Annotated in this window: 15 protein-coding genes; 9 read left to right on the forward strand and 6 right to left on the reverse strand. The window is 27.6% G+C overall.

From position 1 onward, the window contains the following. The first annotated feature begins 5 nt into the window (after positions 1–5). Positions 6–299, forward strand: coding sequence for a hypothetical protein (locus CEE44_02010; GenBank protein ID TKJ17288.1), 294 nt, complete (start codon positions 6–8; stop codon positions 297–299). Here the strand turns inward: CEE44_02010 and CEE44_02015 are convergent. After that, on the reverse strand, positions 283–594 hold the full coding sequence (locus CEE44_02015; protein ID TKJ17289.1) for a hypothetical protein: 312 nt from the start codon (positions 592–594) through the stop codon (positions 283–285). The two genes, CEE44_02010 and CEE44_02015, sit on opposite strands and share 17 nt — an antisense overlap. Positions 595–635: 41 nt before the next feature. Further along, positions 636–2,294, reverse strand: coding sequence for a hypothetical protein (locus tag CEE44_02020; GenBank protein ID TKJ17290.1), 1,659 nt, complete (start codon positions 2,292–2,294; stop codon positions 636–638). An 80-nt stretch (positions 2,295–2,374) separates the two neighbouring features. Here CEE44_02020 and CEE44_02025 point away from each other — a divergent pair, with 80 nt between their 5' ends. Next, the gene (locus CEE44_02025; GenBank protein TKJ17291.1) at positions 2,375–3,319 is read left to right on the forward strand and encodes a hypothetical protein; all 945 of its coding nucleotides are present in this window, start codon (positions 2,375–2,377) and stop codon (positions 3,317–3,319) included. Between the two features lie 48 nt (positions 3,320–3,367). On the opposite strand, the gene CEE44_02030 is transcribed toward CEE44_02025, so the two are convergent. After that, complete coding sequence (locus CEE44_02030; protein ID TKJ17292.1) at positions 3,368–3,787, reverse strand: hypothetical protein; 420 nt, start codon at positions 3,785–3,787, stop codon at positions 3,368–3,370. Between the two features lie 213 nt (positions 3,788–4,000). Here CEE44_02030 and CEE44_02035 point away from each other — a divergent pair, with 213 nt between their 5' ends. From CEE44_02035 to amrB, 4 genes are all read left to right on the forward strand, one after another. Then, positions 4,001–5,422, forward strand: coding sequence for an adenosylhomocysteinase (locus CEE44_02035; GenBank protein TKJ17293.1), 1,422 nt, complete (start codon positions 4,001–4,003; stop codon positions 5,420–5,422). Between the two features lie 78 nt (positions 5,423–5,500). Next, complete coding sequence (locus tag CEE44_02040; protein ID TKJ17294.1) at positions 5,501–5,830, forward strand: hypothetical protein; 330 nt, start codon at positions 5,501–5,503, stop codon at positions 5,828–5,830. A gap of 57 nt (positions 5,831–5,887) precedes the next feature. Beyond that, complete coding sequence (locus tag CEE44_02045; GenBank protein ID TKJ17295.1) at positions 5,888–6,421, forward strand: hypothetical protein; 534 nt, start codon at positions 5,888–5,890, stop codon at positions 6,419–6,421. Continuing rightward, the gene (gene amrB, locus CEE44_02050) at positions 6,418–7,278 is read left to right on the forward strand and encodes an AmmeMemoRadiSam system protein B (GenBank protein ID TKJ17296.1); all 861 of its coding nucleotides are present in this window, start codon (positions 6,418–6,420) and stop codon (positions 7,276–7,278) included. The genes CEE44_02045 and amrB overlap by 4 nt, the downstream gene beginning before the upstream one ends. A 3-nt stretch (positions 7,279–7,281) precedes the next feature. Here amrB and CEE44_02055 read toward each other — a convergent pair whose 3' ends face one another. Beyond that, positions 7,282–8,760: a hypothetical protein gene (locus tag CEE44_02055; GenBank protein ID TKJ17297.1), complete on the reverse strand. Its 1,479-nt coding sequence runs from the start codon at positions 8,758–8,760 to the stop codon at positions 7,282–7,284. 293 nt (positions 8,761–9,053) lie between these two features. On the opposite strand from CEE44_02055, the gene CEE44_02060 reads away from it, so the two are divergent. After that, the gene (locus CEE44_02060) at positions 9,054–9,431 is read left to right on the forward strand and encodes a hypothetical protein (GenBank protein ID TKJ17298.1); all 378 of its coding nucleotides are present in this window, start codon (positions 9,054–9,056) and stop codon (positions 9,429–9,431) included. Then, on the forward strand, positions 9,431–9,772 hold the full coding sequence (locus CEE44_02065; protein ID TKJ17299.1) for a hypothetical protein: 342 nt from the start codon (positions 9,431–9,433) through the stop codon (positions 9,770–9,772). Before CEE44_02060 ends, CEE44_02065 begins: the two co-directional genes overlap by 1 nt. 186 nt (positions 9,773–9,958) lie before the next feature. On the opposite strand, the gene CEE44_02070 is transcribed toward CEE44_02065, so the two are convergent. Then, complete coding sequence (locus CEE44_02070) at positions 9,959–10,696, reverse strand: hypothetical protein (protein TKJ17300.1); 738 nt, start codon at positions 10,694–10,696, stop codon at positions 9,959–9,961. Between the two features lie 180 nt (positions 10,697–10,876). On the opposite strand from CEE44_02070, the gene CEE44_02075 reads away from it, so the two are divergent. Further along, on the forward strand, positions 10,877–12,043 hold the full coding sequence (locus tag CEE44_02075; GenBank protein TKJ17301.1) for a hypothetical protein: 1,167 nt from the start codon (positions 10,877–10,879) through the stop codon (positions 12,041–12,043). On the opposite strand, the gene CEE44_02080 is transcribed toward CEE44_02075, so the two are convergent. Then, positions 12,035–15,346, reverse strand: a complete 3,312-nt coding sequence (locus tag CEE44_02080) for a hypothetical protein (protein ID TKJ17302.1) — start codon at positions 15,344–15,346, stop codon at positions 12,035–12,037. The genes CEE44_02075 and CEE44_02080 overlap by 9 nt on opposite strands. Positions 15,347–15,372: the final 26 nt, after the last annotated feature.

Raw genomic sequence — 15,372 nt, forward strand, 5'->3', positions numbered from 1 at the left:
CAGAGATGACGCCACACCACCTAATTAATGAGATAGACCAAACACAAATATGTCCTTATTGTAAAAATAACCTTACAGAACACAAATGGGATTCTATGTTTGAGATAAATCACCATTACAAAGAAACATTATGTAGTAAATGTAACAAAAATATAATGATTAAGGTTAATTTTCATGGATCTGGTCATGATTGCTGGGACAGCAAATCCTGTTTTTGTAAATCAATGGGGAGAGCCCCTGTTGATACATTAGAAGAAAAATTAGAAGAAAAATTAAAAAAAGCTACCTTTTTTTCTTAGCTCGTTTCTTAGGCTTTGTTTTTCTAGCAGGTTTGCGCTTAGATTTTTTCTTAGTTGATTTGTTAACATAAGGTTTGGCTTTTTTTGCTTCTTTTTTTAATTCAGCTATTAAAAATCTCTCAATTTTTCTGCCTTCTTTTTGTGTTTCTGCAACAACTTTGCCTGCTATTCTTCTTGCGTCTTTTGTTTGTAACCACCCTTCTCTAACAAGTTTACCCATATGTTTATTCAACTCTTTTTTTGCTAGTGAAGCTAATCCAACACTTAAATAAAATCCTTTTTCTATTTTCTTCATTATATTTTCACCTCGTTTCTAAAAAATTGTTTTTGTTTTATTTAAAATTTTCTTTCTTTTAATATAGATATTACAATAATTAAAACTAATAAGCCAGATATCAAAAAGCCCATAAACGAAAACGCAGACATATCCATTATTTGTATTTCATTATATGGCAACATAATTGTTGAAGCAATAACTAAAGCAGCTATTATCATACCAAAAGTCACCCTATTTGAACTTTTATCCATCTCCATTATCAAATTTCGCATGTCTTTATCAATATACTTTAAACTTACATCAGCTTCTCTAACTTTTTTCAAGAAAAAAGAGGTTTTTTCAGGAATATTTATTGTGAAATCTTTTAGTTTTGTTGTTGCTTCCACAAAATTTTTAGCAGTTTGTTTTGGTCCTATTTTCTTTTTAATAAGTTTTTTAACAAAAGATTTACTTTGAACAGTTAATCTAAACTCTTGATTATATCTTAATGCAATTCCTTCTAAAGTCATTAGCGTTTTTCCAAACAAAACAAAATCAAGAGGTATTCTAAAATTGTGTTTTTGTAATAAACTCAAAACATCCTCCAAAACCTTACTAATAATTACATCTTTTAATTCTGCTCCTTGTAAAACCTTTATTCTATTTTCTAATTCAATTTTAAGAATTTTAAGATTTCCTCCTTCCATCCCCATCTCAGTTAAAGTTTCTATAATCTCATCAACATCATTTTTAATAATACCAACAAAAAGATTTGTAACATCATTCTTCATCTTATCGTCAAATATTCCGACAATACCAAAATCAACAAAAGAGATTTTATTGTTTGGAAGAATTAATATATTTGCAGGATGAGGATCTGCATGAAAAAAACCATCTACAAAAACTTGCTTTAAAATACAATCAAATCCTATCCTAATCATTTTATCAACATCATAATTTCTTTCTTTTACTTCATCTATATTATTTAGTTCAACTCCGTCAATAAAATCCATTGTTATGATTTTTTTAGTAGAATAATCATTATAAAGTTCAGGAATAACTATGTTCTTATCTTTTTTAAAATTGATTCCAAATACTTGAATGTTTGAAGCTTCTTGTTCAAAATCTATTTCTTTTTCCGTCCATCTTTGAAATTCATTAACAATTGCTACAGGATTAACTCCTCTAATCTGATGATCATGGTTTTTCATATAATTTGCTAAGAATAACATTAAATCAATGTCTTTTTCCATTATTTGTTTTATTTTTGGTCTTTGGACTTTTACAGCCACATTCTCACCTGTCCACAACTTTGCTTTATGAACCTGAGCAATAGAAGCAGATGCAATTGGCACTCCATCAAACTTTTTGAAGACATCTTTTAATGGTTTTTTAAACTCGCTTTCAACTATTTGTTTTGCTTCTTCTAAATGGATTGGAGGCACTTTATCTTGTAATTTTTCAAACTCCCTTACATAATCCATTGGTATTAAATCTGGTCTTACACTTAGAAATTGTGCTAACTTTACAAACGCTCCTCCAAGCTCCTCAAAAACCTTTCTCAACATTTCTGGTTGAGTCTTCTTTTCCTTAAACTTACCTTTTTGTAATCTTTGGTGCAAACTTAATCTATCTTTTAATCTTAATTTTTCTATAAAAAAACCAAACTCATATTTAAAAAGAACATTGATTATATGATCAAATCGTCTTATATCCCCGATTTTTTCAATTATTGACATATTAACAAAAAAAAGTTATAGATATATAAAACTTATGTTTGCCCAAACATTTAAATAAGCTTTTTGTTTGTAACATAATTATGAAACATTCATTAAGGGTAACTCTATTGTTAATTCTGTTTTTTCTACTAAGCCAAATTATTGGTTTAGGAATAATCTCAAAATACATAACGATTGAAGAAGTTGAAAAAATTGATTTAATTACAAATGAAACATACGTTGTCAATGAAACAATTGCTCTAGATCTCCCCCATAATATAGAAAGACCTCAATTTAATACTTCTTCAGAATTCATAACCTATTTGGTTATTGCAATATTGTTAGCAACAATCCTATTCTTATTTTTAATAAAAATAAAAACATTTTTCTTATGGAAATTATGGTTTTTCTTTGCAGTATTTCTATGTTTAACAATAGCTTTTAATTCTTTTATACCTAAAGTTATTGCAACATTTCTTGGATTTTTATTAGCTTTATGGAAAGTTATAAAACCAAACATACTAGTTCATAATCTAACTGAATTATTCATTTACGGAGGATTAGCAGCTATTCTGGTTCCAATAGATATTGTTAATGAGTATACAATCTTAATTTTATTATTACTAATTTCTATTTATGATGCTTATTCTGTCTGGAAATCAAAACACATGATTAAGATGGCCAGATTCCAGGCAAAGTCAAAAGTTTTTGCGGGTTTATTAGTTCCTTATAAAAAAGAAACAACTAAAAAAGTTTCTCAAAAAGGAAAAGTTAAATTCAAAGGTATAAAAACAGCAATTTTGGGTGGAGGAGATGTTGCATTTCCTCTATTATTTGCAGGAGCAGTAATGAAATCACAAATTCTAACTAACAGCTTTGCAATTGCGTTTTCAAAAACATTAATTATTCCATTGTTTACTTCTATAGCTTTACTATTGCTTTTCATTAAAGGAAGAGAAGATAGATTCTATCCTGCCCTACCTTTCTTAACTGCGGGTTGTATAATTGGTTATATTGTTTTATTGTTAGTTAATGTTTTAGTTTAAATAAAGAAAATTAAGAGAAAACTATTTAAATATAAAATTAGGAATATATTAAATCTCTTCTTTAATATCTATTGTAGCAATCATAGTTATTGTTTTTTTAATATCCTTATTTTTTCTTAGATTAAGTATAAATTTATTAAATTGTTCTATATTCCCAAATTTTAATTTTAAAACCAAATCATATTCGCCTGTAACCCCAAAAACCTCTTTAATGTGTTTATTATTAAAAAAAGATTGTTCTAAATCTTTAGAAGTAATTAAGAACACAAAAACAATAAAATTTTCACCAACCTCTTTATTATTAAGCTTAACAGTAAACTTTTCTATAATCTTATCTTTTTTTAATTTCTTTATTCTGTCGTGTATTGTGCTTGGCCTCAGCCCTGTTTTTTTAGCAATATCTCTAATAGAAAGTCTAGAATTCTCTTTTAATACATTTAGTATTTGTTTGTCTTTTTCCAGTATCATTTTTTGAAGGCCTCCCAAACATTTAGAATTAAATGTTTACGTTGCTTGGGGGCGTTGTCAAGGGAGGCCTTTCATAAGATAAAAATAAGTTATCCGAACTAATATATAAATATTGTTATTTTGTTCGGTTTAATAAAAAATATCCGGACAAGTTGAATAAAAAATAAAATAAAATATATAAATTATCTTACATTACCTTATTACAGTGATATTATGGATGAAACAGAAAATTACAAAATTAAAGATATTAACTTGGCTGATTTTGGTAGAAAAGAAATCGAAATTGCAGAAAAAGAAATGCCTGGCTTAATCGCTGTTAGAGAAAAATACAGTAAAGATAAACCACTAAAAGGAGCAAGAATTACTGGAAGTTTGCATATGACTATTCAAACAGCTGTACTAATTGAAACTTTAGTTGAATTAGGAGCAGATGTTAGATGGGCTTCTTGTAATATATTTTCAACTCAAGATCATGCCGCTGCTGCAATTGCAAAAGCAAACATACCTGTATTTGCTTGGAAAGGGGAAACACTAAAAGAGTATTGGTGGTGCACAGAAAAAGCACTTGATTTTGGAGATGGAAAAGGTCCAAATTTAATTGTTGATGATGGAGGAGACGCAACTCTAATGATTCATAAGGGTGTTGATATTGAAAAAGATCCATCTACTTTAGAAAAAGATTATAGCAATGAAGGTGAAGATTTTAGAGAGTTAATGGCTAATTTAAAAAAAGGTTATGAAAAAGACAAAGAAAGATGGGCAAGAATTTCTAAAGAAATAAAAGGTGTTTCAGAAGAAACAACTACCGGAGTTCATAGACTATATCAAATGATGGAAGAAAAGAAATTACTATTTCCAGTAATAAATGTGAATGATTCTGTTACAAAATCAAAATTTGACAACATTTATGGATGTAGACATTCTCTTATAGACGGAATAAAAAGAGCAACAGATGTTCTCATATCTGGTAAAACTGCTTTTGTTTGTGGTTATGGTGATGTTGGGAAAGGTTGTGCAGAATCTCTAAGTAATGAGAAGGCAAATGTTTTGGTTTCAGAAATTGATCCAATTTGTGCATTACAGGCGTGTATGACTGGTTATAAAGTTTGTACTATTGAAGATGCCTTGCCTATTGCAAATATATATGTTACAACAACAGGTAACAAAGATATAATTACTGCTGAACACATGAGCAAAATGAAAGATCAAGCAATTGTTTGTAATATAGGTCACTTTGATAATGAAATACAAGTAACAGAACTTGAAAAATGGCCCGGAATTAAAAAAGAAGAGATAAAAGGATCAGAATGTCCTGTTCATAGATACACTTTTCCAGACGGACACTCAATATTCCTTTTAGCAGAAGGGAGACTTGTTAATTTAGGATGTGCAACAGGGCATCCAAGCTTTGTTATGAGTAATTCTTTTACTAATCAAACCCTAGCTCAAATAAGATTATGGGAAAAAGAGCACGAAATTGGAGTTTATATGCTTCCTAAAGAACTAGATGAAGAAGTTGCAAGACTTCATTTAGATCAATTGGGTGCTAAATTGACTAAATTAACAAAAGAACAAGCAGAATATATTGGAATAAAAGTAGAAGGCCCATATAAATCTGAACACTATAGATATTAACATACATTGTAAGTTTATGTTATAAAATTGACTTGATAAAAAGGGTAGTTTTTTAAATATGAATCTCATAATTGGACTATGAACAGAAAACAGTGGTATGTATTGGCGATAGTATCTTTCTTACTTGGGAATTTTTTTATATATTTAGATATAAATAATGGTTTTCTTCCACTACCTTCAATTGGAAACCCTTGTAATTTTGAAGAGAGGTTATTGCTTGAAAAATATAATGCAGGAGAAATTACAATAGAAGAGTATAGAGAAAAAATCAAAGACGGACAATTAGACAAGTATGATGTCACCTGTATCTTGGGAGGGGAAATGTATGAGCCATTTATTTATTTGTTCAATTTATTATGGATTGTTTTCTTAATTTTAGCATGGTTAGAACCTAAGAAGCAACATTAAACTTAACAATGAAATATTAACATAAACTTTATATACTTCTTTTCTCTAAATTAAGTTATGTTTAAAAAGAAGAAAGTACAGAATAAAAAAAGAGGATTTAGTATACAGTTTGATAGACGCATTAAAAAAGCAGAAGAAATTGCTAAAAGAGATATTAATATTGTAAAACAAGATATTAAAAAATTAGAAACTCCTCAATCTATTGATTTCTTTATAACATATGGGTGGGCCATATTAGTTATAATAGTTGGTGTTGTTGGTTTTGTGTGGTGGAATTATTTTAGTATAGGTGCTGAAACATGTGAGTTTATAGAAGGTCATGAATTATTATGTAGAAATTTTGACATCACAAATGAAGAATTAAATATTGAAATAGCAAATTTAAACAACAAATCAATAAAAATAAACCAAATAACACTAAACTCCTGTTTTATTAATCCAGAACAAAACATACCACATAATGATAGAAGAAGTTTTAATATTCCGTGTAATGTGAGTTCAGGTAGATTAAAAGAAAAAGTTGTTGTTGCTTATACTATTGAAGATTTTCAAAAACATGCTGTTGCTAAACTAGAAAAAATAATTCCATGACAAGACAATCTATTGTAGATGGACAATTCTATGAATCTGATTCTGATAAACTAAACAATCAAATTGAATCATGTTTCAAAAATAGATTTGGTCCTGGTTCTTTGCCTTCTAAAACAAGAGATAAAAATATTATAGGTGTTGTATGTCCTCATGCAGGGTACGCTTTTTCAGGACCTTGCCAGGCCTTTTCTTATAAAGAAATTGGAGAATCTAAACTTCCTGATGTATATATTTTGTTTGGGTTAAGTCATTCTGGTTTTAATAGTTGTATAAGTACAAAAGATTGGGAAACACCTTTTGGAATTGTAAAAACAGACAAAGAATTAGGAGAAAAACTTTCAGAAATGTCGGGTTTGCCAATAGACGAAGTCGCGCATCAAAATGAACATTCTATTGAAGTTCAATTACCCTTTTTACAATTTGTAAATAAAAACAATGATTTCAAAATATTGCCTATAATTATCAGTTATGACGCAGACTTAAAAAAAATTGCTCAATACATTAAAGAAACATTAGATCAAACCAAAAAAACATGCATCTTAATTGCTTCATCAGACTTCACACACTATGGCCTAAATTATGGTTTTGTTCCTTTTTCTGATAACATAAAAGAGAACATGTATAAGTTAGACCAAGGAGCTATAGACTTTATAGAAAAATTAAATTCAGATAAGTTTTTAGATTACACAGAAGAAAAACAAGCAACTATTTGTGGTAAACATCCTATTGCTGCTTTAATTGAAACATCAAAACTTTTAGGAGCTAAAAAAGCAGAACTACTAAAATATTATACTTCTGGAGACATATTAAAAGACTATAATAGTGCAGTAGGCTATGCTTCTATTATTATAAAATAAAAATTAGAAAGGTGAAAAAGGGAAAAATTTCTTCTTCTTAATAAAAAAATAAGAAATAAAACTAATAATTATAATCAAAGAGATTATAGATATTATTATTAATTCTTTTATTGATTTTCCTTCTTCTTTTGTGATTAAAGGAGTTGTCTCTTCCATATCTTCATCAAAAGAAACTTCTGGAAGGGTTTCTTCTACAATTTCCTTTTTTGCTTCTTCTTTTTTAGGTAAAGTAATTGTTTGTAGTGCTTGTTTTTTTGGTATTTTCTTAACTATCATATCTACCTTACCACTCATTATAGAAACTAATTCAATATAAAGCAATTCGTCCTCTCCTACATCTATTGTTTGTGGTTTTCCAATAATTAATGTTAAATAGATTGGAGATGATTCAATTACCAGATCAATTTTTGTTCTGTCTGGATAAACTTTTTTAATAGTTAGAGAATGGGGGTTTCTCCCTAATTTAAATTCAAGTTTGCTGTTTCTTTCTAATTTAGTTATTTTATCCCCTATGCTTGTTAAAGATACTGTTCTAGTAAAATCTTTTTTAATTCCATTTCCTCCTCCTCCATTTGAAGATGGTGTTGATGGTGTAGTAACTTTAATTGTTATAGAACTGCTATTCCCTTCATTGCCAGATCCATCTGTACAATTAACATTTACTGTATGAGTTCCATCAGGAACAGTACTTGCTGTAATTGTAGTATCTGTAGCATTAGCTGTTGAAGTGTTGCTTCCATAACTTGTTCCACTAAAGTATAAACTACAATTTACAGTAGCAAATAAGGCATCAGTGTAGTTAAATGTTATTGAAGGTGTATTATCTGTTGTATTAAAAGAAGAGTTAACTAAAGTTACTATTGGAGCAGTATTATCAATAGTGATACTAACTGATTCAGAATTATTAATATTTCCAACTGTGTCATTTGCCCAAACAGTTATAGTGTGTGTTGTCTCTGCTAGTGTTGTTAAGTCAAGAGTTATATTCCAAAAATCTCCTGATTGTGTAGCAGTTCCTGTTGTAAATGGATCAGTTCCATTTGAAATATTGAAAAAAACAGTATCAACAGTTAAAGTTGTATCATTTACTGTCGCATTTAAGACAATAGATGATGTTATACTTGCACTATAATTAGCACCAGTTGAAGGTGCATTTATAGTAACAACATTTGGTTGTGTATTATCAACAGTCACTCCTGTTACACTTATATTGCCAACAATCGTACCACTGGAATTTGTAGCATTAACGGTTAAATTATAAATTCCATCATTTAAAAGGGTTGTTGTAGGAAAAGAAGTGTTTTCAAAAGTGGTTTGGCCACCAGTGGTATTATAAATAGTTGTATTTAGAACATAATTTCCATTAGAATCAATCCACTTAAAAGTTACATTAACTGCTGCTGCATCTGTAGTTGCATTTAAGAGAATATTCCCAGAAACATTCTGTCCAGTAATTGGGGAAATAACAGCAACAGAAGCCAAAGCATAAACAAAGTAAGCAAAAAGAAATATTATTATAGTAAATAATGTAAAATATCTGAATTTAATTTTATTACACCTCCTTTTAAATTCATTAATATCTTCTTATATATAAATGTTTTTTTTTGAATAAAAAAAGAATTTTTTGTATCAAATGCGTCTCACAAAAGTTCCATAGGAAATCAAGGGGTGTCCTCAATCTCCACAAGAAATGATGGGGTGTCTCATACTTGTAATGTCTCAAGACTGTCTCAGAAACAAAACATTTATAAGGAACCAATTTATTTAAATTATTCATGGGGGAAGTTGATAAATTAAAAAAACAAATTAAAGAACTATCTGAAAGAATAGTTTCTCTTGAATCTAATATTCAAAAGAACCAAAAAGATATAATAAAAGAAGCATTGACAGAGTTTACAAATCAAAAAAAGAAAGACAATCTAAAATCTGAATTCTTAAGAAAATTTAACCAAAACAAAAAAACACTAATTAAACAAAAGATTATTGAAATAATAAAAATAAAACCAACTTCTCTAGCAGATCTTAAATATCATATTGTTAATCAATTAAATTATTGTTCAAAAGCATCTTTTTATAGATATATCGCAGAAATGAGGGAAGATATAGAAATAAAAAATAATATAGCTTATCTTAATAAGAAGGTTCTTGTATAATGGACGTTTATATAAAAAACAAAACAATAGTTACAAACGCCAAAATCATAAAATCTCCTTTAAAACAAGCAATTGGCTTAATGTTTTCTAAACAAAAGAACATTATTTTTGAGTTTAAAAAAGAAAAAAAAGAGTTTATTCACATGTTCTTTGTTTTTTATCCTATTGATTTAGTATTTCTCAATAAAAATAAAAAAGTTGTTGAATTGAAACAAAACTTTAAGCCATTTAAAACATATAAATCAAAGAATAAAGCAAAATATATTCTCGAACTTAAAAAGAATACCATAAAAAACAACAAAATAAAAGCGAATGATAATATTTCTTTCAAAAAACAATAGTTTTTATAAATACTTAAAAAAATATAATTATTAAGGGGATGTAGTATAAAGGAAATTTTTCCGTACAACCTGGCTAGCATAGCTGGCTCCAGTCTTTGTGGAGCGATGAGGCAATACGCCGATGATTTACAAAGGGCTTTACCAGCAGATCTGAGTTCGAATCTCAGCATCCCCACTTTTTATTTATTAAACTAATAATTTTTCTGGGAGGTTGCTGATTATATCTTCATCAGATAAAATTGAAATTTTTAATTCATTAATTTGTTTTTTTAAACTATTTTTCCTTTTAGGGAAACTTTCTTTCGGACATATCAATAAACCATCATTTATTTTTAATATTTTCATATAATTTAATAGTTGTTTTAATTCAAACATTGTTATATTATTTTTTCCCCTAAAGTCTTTTATTTCAACAATGTACTTTTTATTATTGTAAATAAATAAACAATCTATAATACTATTTTCAATTCTTATTTTTGGTTTGACATCTCCGAATTTCTTTAATAAGTTAATTACTCTTTTTTCATACTCAATACATCTTTTTACAATAAAAGGATTTCTGACCCCTGAAGTTATGTCTTTCTCATGATATTTTATTCCAGCTTCTTTATAAGCTTTTAAGATACTACCAAACGCCCTTATTACGTTAACTTTAGTTTTATTTTGAATTTCGCTTATGTTAGACGATGGATTTAGTTTAATGAAACCAATAACATCTTCTTTTTGTTCTTCTAAGGTTCTTTTAATCAAGTTTTTAGAAAAAATTATATTAGCATCTTTATATGCTTCTTTCATATTTTTATAATATCTCTCCACTTTCAACTTAGTTGCCCTTTTAATTTCACGATAAGTACAACTTGGATTATTTTGAATGTATCTTTTGATTACTTCTCTTTTTTGTTTAATATCATTTTTAATTTTCATTTTAAATCACAAACCATTTTATATTCTAACTATGTAAATGATTTTTACATTTATATATTTGATGCAACCATGGCAAGTGGCAAATGAAAAATCATAATTTGGTAGTTAGAATAGGTTAAAGAGATTTAAAATAAAGAAAATCTAAATTAATAACATTTATTAACAAGTAACATCACTTAAGTGTTAAGAGGTGTTATGAAAAAAGAATTATTTATTGCGTCTGCAACATTAGTTGGGTTTTGTGTTGGTGCAGGAATACTTGGATTGCCTTATGTATTCTCAAAAGCCGGTTTTTTAACAGGCATACTAAATGTGATTCTAATTGGTTTCGCAGTAACAATTCTTTACCTTATGCTCGGAGAAGTAAGTTTAAGAACAAAAAGAAGTCATCAAATAACAGGATATGCTGGAAAATATTTAGGAAGAAAAGGGAAAAAAACTTTGTTTTATCTCATCTTAATTGGATGGTATGGCGCTATAATTGCCTATACAATAAAAATAGGGGAATTTCTATCTGCTCTAATATCCCCAATAATAAACATAAGTCCAATCTATTACTCAATACTTTTTGCATTAGTTGGATATTTATTTGTGCATAAAGGAATTGCTATTATAGAAAAAAGCGAATTTTGGATGATTCTATTTATTATTATTATTTTCATTCTAATTGGGATTTTTTCCATGCCTTCAATAGATCAACATAATCTCACAAAATTTAACTTAGAGGAATTCTGGTTTCCGTTTGGAATAGTGCTTTTTGCATTTGGAGCAGCAGGAGCAATTCCTGAAATGAGAGAAGAACTAAAGAAAAATGAAAAACTAATGAAGCCCGCTATAATATTAGGTACCTCTCTATCTGCATTAGCTTATATGATATTTCCTTTATTTGTTGTTGGTGTAACAGGCCAATCAACAACAGACGGTGCAATCATTGGTCTAGGTAATGTTTTAGGATACAAGATGTTGTTATTAGGAGGTCTTTTGGGTATACTGACTATGTCAACATCTTTTTTAGCAATAGGTTTAGCAATAAAGGAAATTTTCAAATTTGATTATAGAAAGAATAATCTAAAATCCTCTTTATTGGCTTGCATTTTTCCATTCATAATCGCACTAATCATCATCATATTAAAAATAAACAATGCATTTTATAATGTTCTTAATATAATTGGATCTTTTATCTATCCTCTCTCAGGAATTATGTTTGTATTAATATTCTGGAAAACGAGAAAGAAAGGAGATAGAAAACCAGAATACAGTCTCAAATTCAGCAAAATATTGGGAACAATTATAATTTTGTTATTTTTAGCAGGATTCATAAATGAATTGATATTATTGCTATTTTGAAATATAAGCCCATAATCTGGCAAATATGTTTGTTTCTGGTGTATCTCTAACAGTTAATTTAATAAGATTACTGTCAACCTTTCCTCCTTTCATATCATTTGCAGTAAATATAACAAATTCAGAACCATACCAGTTTCTTTTAGGTATTAAAATAGCATTGCCTTCTTCATAAACAATTCTGATATTTTGTAATTCTGTAGTTGTATAGTATAATTCATCCATATCTGGATCTAAAAAATATTTAGTCAAATTGATAATTTGTTTTGTGTCTTCATCCCATTTTTGATCAGGAATGCCAAAAGATTCTTCAACAATAATCCCCATCTCTTCTTCAACAGCTACAACTGTTTTATTTTCAATTATTTCATCTACAACAATTGTTTCATTATCTCCTCCTTTCTCAAACTCAAAAGCAGACTGTAAATAAACATACCCAGCAGTGATTATTCCAAGAAGAATAACAAACAATAAAACACTAAGGAGGGTCTTCTTTGTTTTTTGACTTATTTTTTTCCTTGCTTTTCCTTTTCTCTTTTTCTTAAGCCATTTCATAGATAAAATATCTATAATTATCAAAAACAATAAAATAATTCCCCCTAAAATATACCATTTATACGAAGTTAAAAAATTAAGAATGTTTTTCCATAAATAATATCCCCAAAGAGCAATGATTACCAGTATTAAGAAAACAATAAGAAACCAAAATATCTTTTTAAATTTATATTTAGTAAATTTGATTTTTTCAGTTGTAATTATTTTCTTTTCAACTTTAACATATTCTGTTTTTCTAGCAACAATAGCAAAATAACTCAAATGTTTTATTATTGATTCATAATAATAATAATTCTTATCTTCGTTTATCTGTTTTGTGTTAACCCCTTCCCATTGGTGATGATATTTTCTAAGTGAAATATTGCTTTGCTTAACATTGTTTTTCTTTAACCAAGATTTTTTAACTCTAAATCTTATTACTATTTCATTTATATCTGAAGTTTCAAGATTGTTTTGTGTAAATTCAAAATATTCATAAACTAAATCTGCTGCTTTAATAAAAGTTGGTTTTTTTAGCTTTTTCAACAATAACTTAACATTTGAAACAGTTTTTCTAAGCTTTATTATTACCTCACCACAAGCAATTCTCTTGTTTGTTAATATAATTTCTCGATTTGCAGAACTTATTTCAAAATATGTCATATTACGCTTTTTTATTTTTTTTGAGAGAATAAATAAAAATAATAAGATAACTAGACCTGCAATAACATAAAGAACATAATTAACATTAATCACAAAAAAATCCCATAAACTGCTAGCAAAAGTTAAAACCACAGAAGGTTCTACTGTTACATTTATTGGTTTTTCAGACAATTTATCAGTTACATTTTCTGTAATGTTCTCTCCAGTATCAACAAGCAAATCTCCTAAAATAAAATAGTAAACAAGAAAACCAAGAACAACTAAAGCTATAAGAATTAATAAAACTTGTAGGATCTCTTTTTTAACTTTTAATTTAATTGGTTTTTTTGCAACTTTAGAAACTTTTTTTGTTTTGGTCTCTCTTTTCTTTAATTTTTTAATGATAAGTAAAAGTATAATTAATAATAACAATATCCCAAAACCTATTGCAAAATAAATCCAATAACTAACTAAAAAATTCTTAATAAATGAGATAACCCATTTTAATTTTAGAATAATAAACAACAATTTATTTCTAAACAACAAAGCAAGAATAGCTAAAATAACTAACAACAAGACCAATATACCAAAAACTATTTTCTTTTTGCTTATTTTAATCTTTTTTATTTTAGTTCTAATCTTTCTCTTATATTTTTTGATAACATGAATGAAGATAGCTAAAATTAATATTAATAAAAAAATACCAACAGCCAGATATAATAAATAAGGAGCAACATAACTATAATAAAACCCATCAAAGAAATTCATTGTAACTAAAGTTATTCCTAATGATTCTTCATAAACAACATTAGTTCCACTAACCTTTATTTGCATATTTGCTTTATAATTCCCTCTAGAAGTGGTATTTGTAGGAACAGAAACCAAATTAATTATTCCTGTCTTGCCAGAAACAACACTTAAAGAAGATGTTTCAAGACTTAACCAGTCTTCAGCATCTAGGGATATATCATACTTTGCTGTTTTACTACCTTTATTCTCAACATTTAAAAGGGTTTTCACACTGTTATAATCTAAAACAAACTCTTTTTTATTATCTAAAGTCGATATATAAGGTTTATAACAATTATCAACACTCAAGGTAATATTTTCTGTTTTTTGTATCTCTCCTAACTCGCTTATAATATTAAGAATAACATTAAAATCTCCTTCTACATTTGATGTATTGATACTGATTTGAACAGTTTTTTCCTGATATTTATTTAATTTAATCTGATTATTTGATAATTTTACCCATCTTGGAGATTTTAGATTTAGATTATATACATTAGCAAAATTTGCATTATTCTTTAATTTCAATGGAATTGTTTCTTCAGAATTTGTACATAAAGAGTATATTTCTCCTTCATCATGTTCTATAAATTTATCTCCAATCTCTCCTAATCTTAAACTATAATCATAAGCTCTATCTATATTTAAATAAGCAAATGTTTTAGCATATAATTTTGTATTTAAAGTCTTAACACTAAAAGGAATAGTATAATTGCCATAAAAATTACAAGGAGGAGTTATATCAATATAAAAAGGAATTTCTTGACTAGACCTTAACACTACATTATTAAAACTTACATTAGCATACAAGCCAAATGGTTTTTCAAATTTTAAACTATATGTTTCATCAAAATCTCCTGTATTCTTTAGATTAAATTGATAAGAAGCTGTGCTACATGGTTTGATTCTTTTACTAAATTCAACAGGTAAAACTTCTATATTTTGTGGTTTTTCAACAACAATTTTTTGTTTTAAAGTTTTTTCTAAGTTTAAAGCAGTATTTATATGAAGTTTTAGATCATAATTCCCTTTTTTACCACAAGGAACACTAAAAGAAGTAATAATATCTTGTGATTGACCAGGTTCAAGCACAAAAGACCAAGGTCCTAAAGACAAAAACTTAACAGCAGAACCTTTTACATTTAATGTATAACTACTGGAAATTTCTCCTGTATTTGTAACCGTTATAGTGCTGCCTTCAGAAACCACACACTCATAAACACTTACAGATTCAGGTTCTGTAAACTGAAAGTTTTCAACAAGACCAAAAGCAAAATTAGAAAACATAAAGAATATAAAAAAAGTCATTAATATTAATGTTATTATTTTATTCTTTATCATTAAAATACCTCTTTATTGCTGTATCC

The sequence above is a fragment of the Candidatus Woesearchaeota archaeon B3_Woes genome (assembly GCA_005222965.1).
Classification (GTDB): Archaea; Nanobdellota; Nanobdellia; order Woesearchaeales; family B3-WOES; genus B3-WOES.

Coding starts and splice junctions, on each gene's coding strand:
- CEE44_02010 (TKJ17288.1), top strand. CDS start 6: ATGACGCCACACCACCTAATTAATGAGATAGACCAAACACAAATATGT.
- CEE44_02015 (TKJ17289.1), bottom strand. CDS start 594: ATGAAGAAAATAGAAAAAGGATTTTATTTAAGTGTTGGATTAGCTTCA.
- CEE44_02020 (TKJ17290.1), bottom strand. CDS start 2,294: ATGTCAATAATTGAAAAAATCGGGGATATAAGACGATTTGATCATATA.
- CEE44_02025 (TKJ17291.1), top strand. CDS start 2,375: ATGAAACATTCATTAAGGGTAACTCTATTGTTAATTCTGTTTTTTCTA.
- CEE44_02030 (TKJ17292.1), bottom strand. CDS start 3,787: ATGATACTGGAAAAAGACAAACAAATACTAAATGTATTAAAAGAGAAT.
- CEE44_02035 (TKJ17293.1), top strand. CDS start 4,001: ATGGATGAAACAGAAAATTACAAAATTAAAGATATTAACTTGGCTGAT.
- CEE44_02040 (TKJ17294.1), top strand. CDS start 5,501: ATGAACAGAAAACAGTGGTATGTATTGGCGATAGTATCTTTCTTACTT.
- CEE44_02045 (TKJ17295.1), top strand. CDS start 5,888: ATGTTTAAAAAGAAGAAAGTACAGAATAAAAAAAGAGGATTTAGTATA.
- amrB (TKJ17296.1), top strand. CDS start 6,418: ATGACAAGACAATCTATTGTAGATGGACAATTCTATGAATCTGATTCT.
- CEE44_02060 (TKJ17298.1), top strand. CDS start 9,054: ATGGGGGAAGTTGATAAATTAAAAAAACAAATTAAAGAACTATCTGAA.
- CEE44_02065 (TKJ17299.1), top strand. CDS start 9,431: ATGGACGTTTATATAAAAAACAAAACAATAGTTACAAACGCCAAAATC.
- CEE44_02070 (TKJ17300.1), bottom strand. CDS start 10,696: ATGAAAATTAAAAATGATATTAAACAAAAAAGAGAAGTAATCAAAAGA.
- CEE44_02080 (TKJ17302.1), bottom strand. CDS start 15,346: ATGATAAAGAATAAAATAATAACATTAATATTAATGACTTTTTTTATA.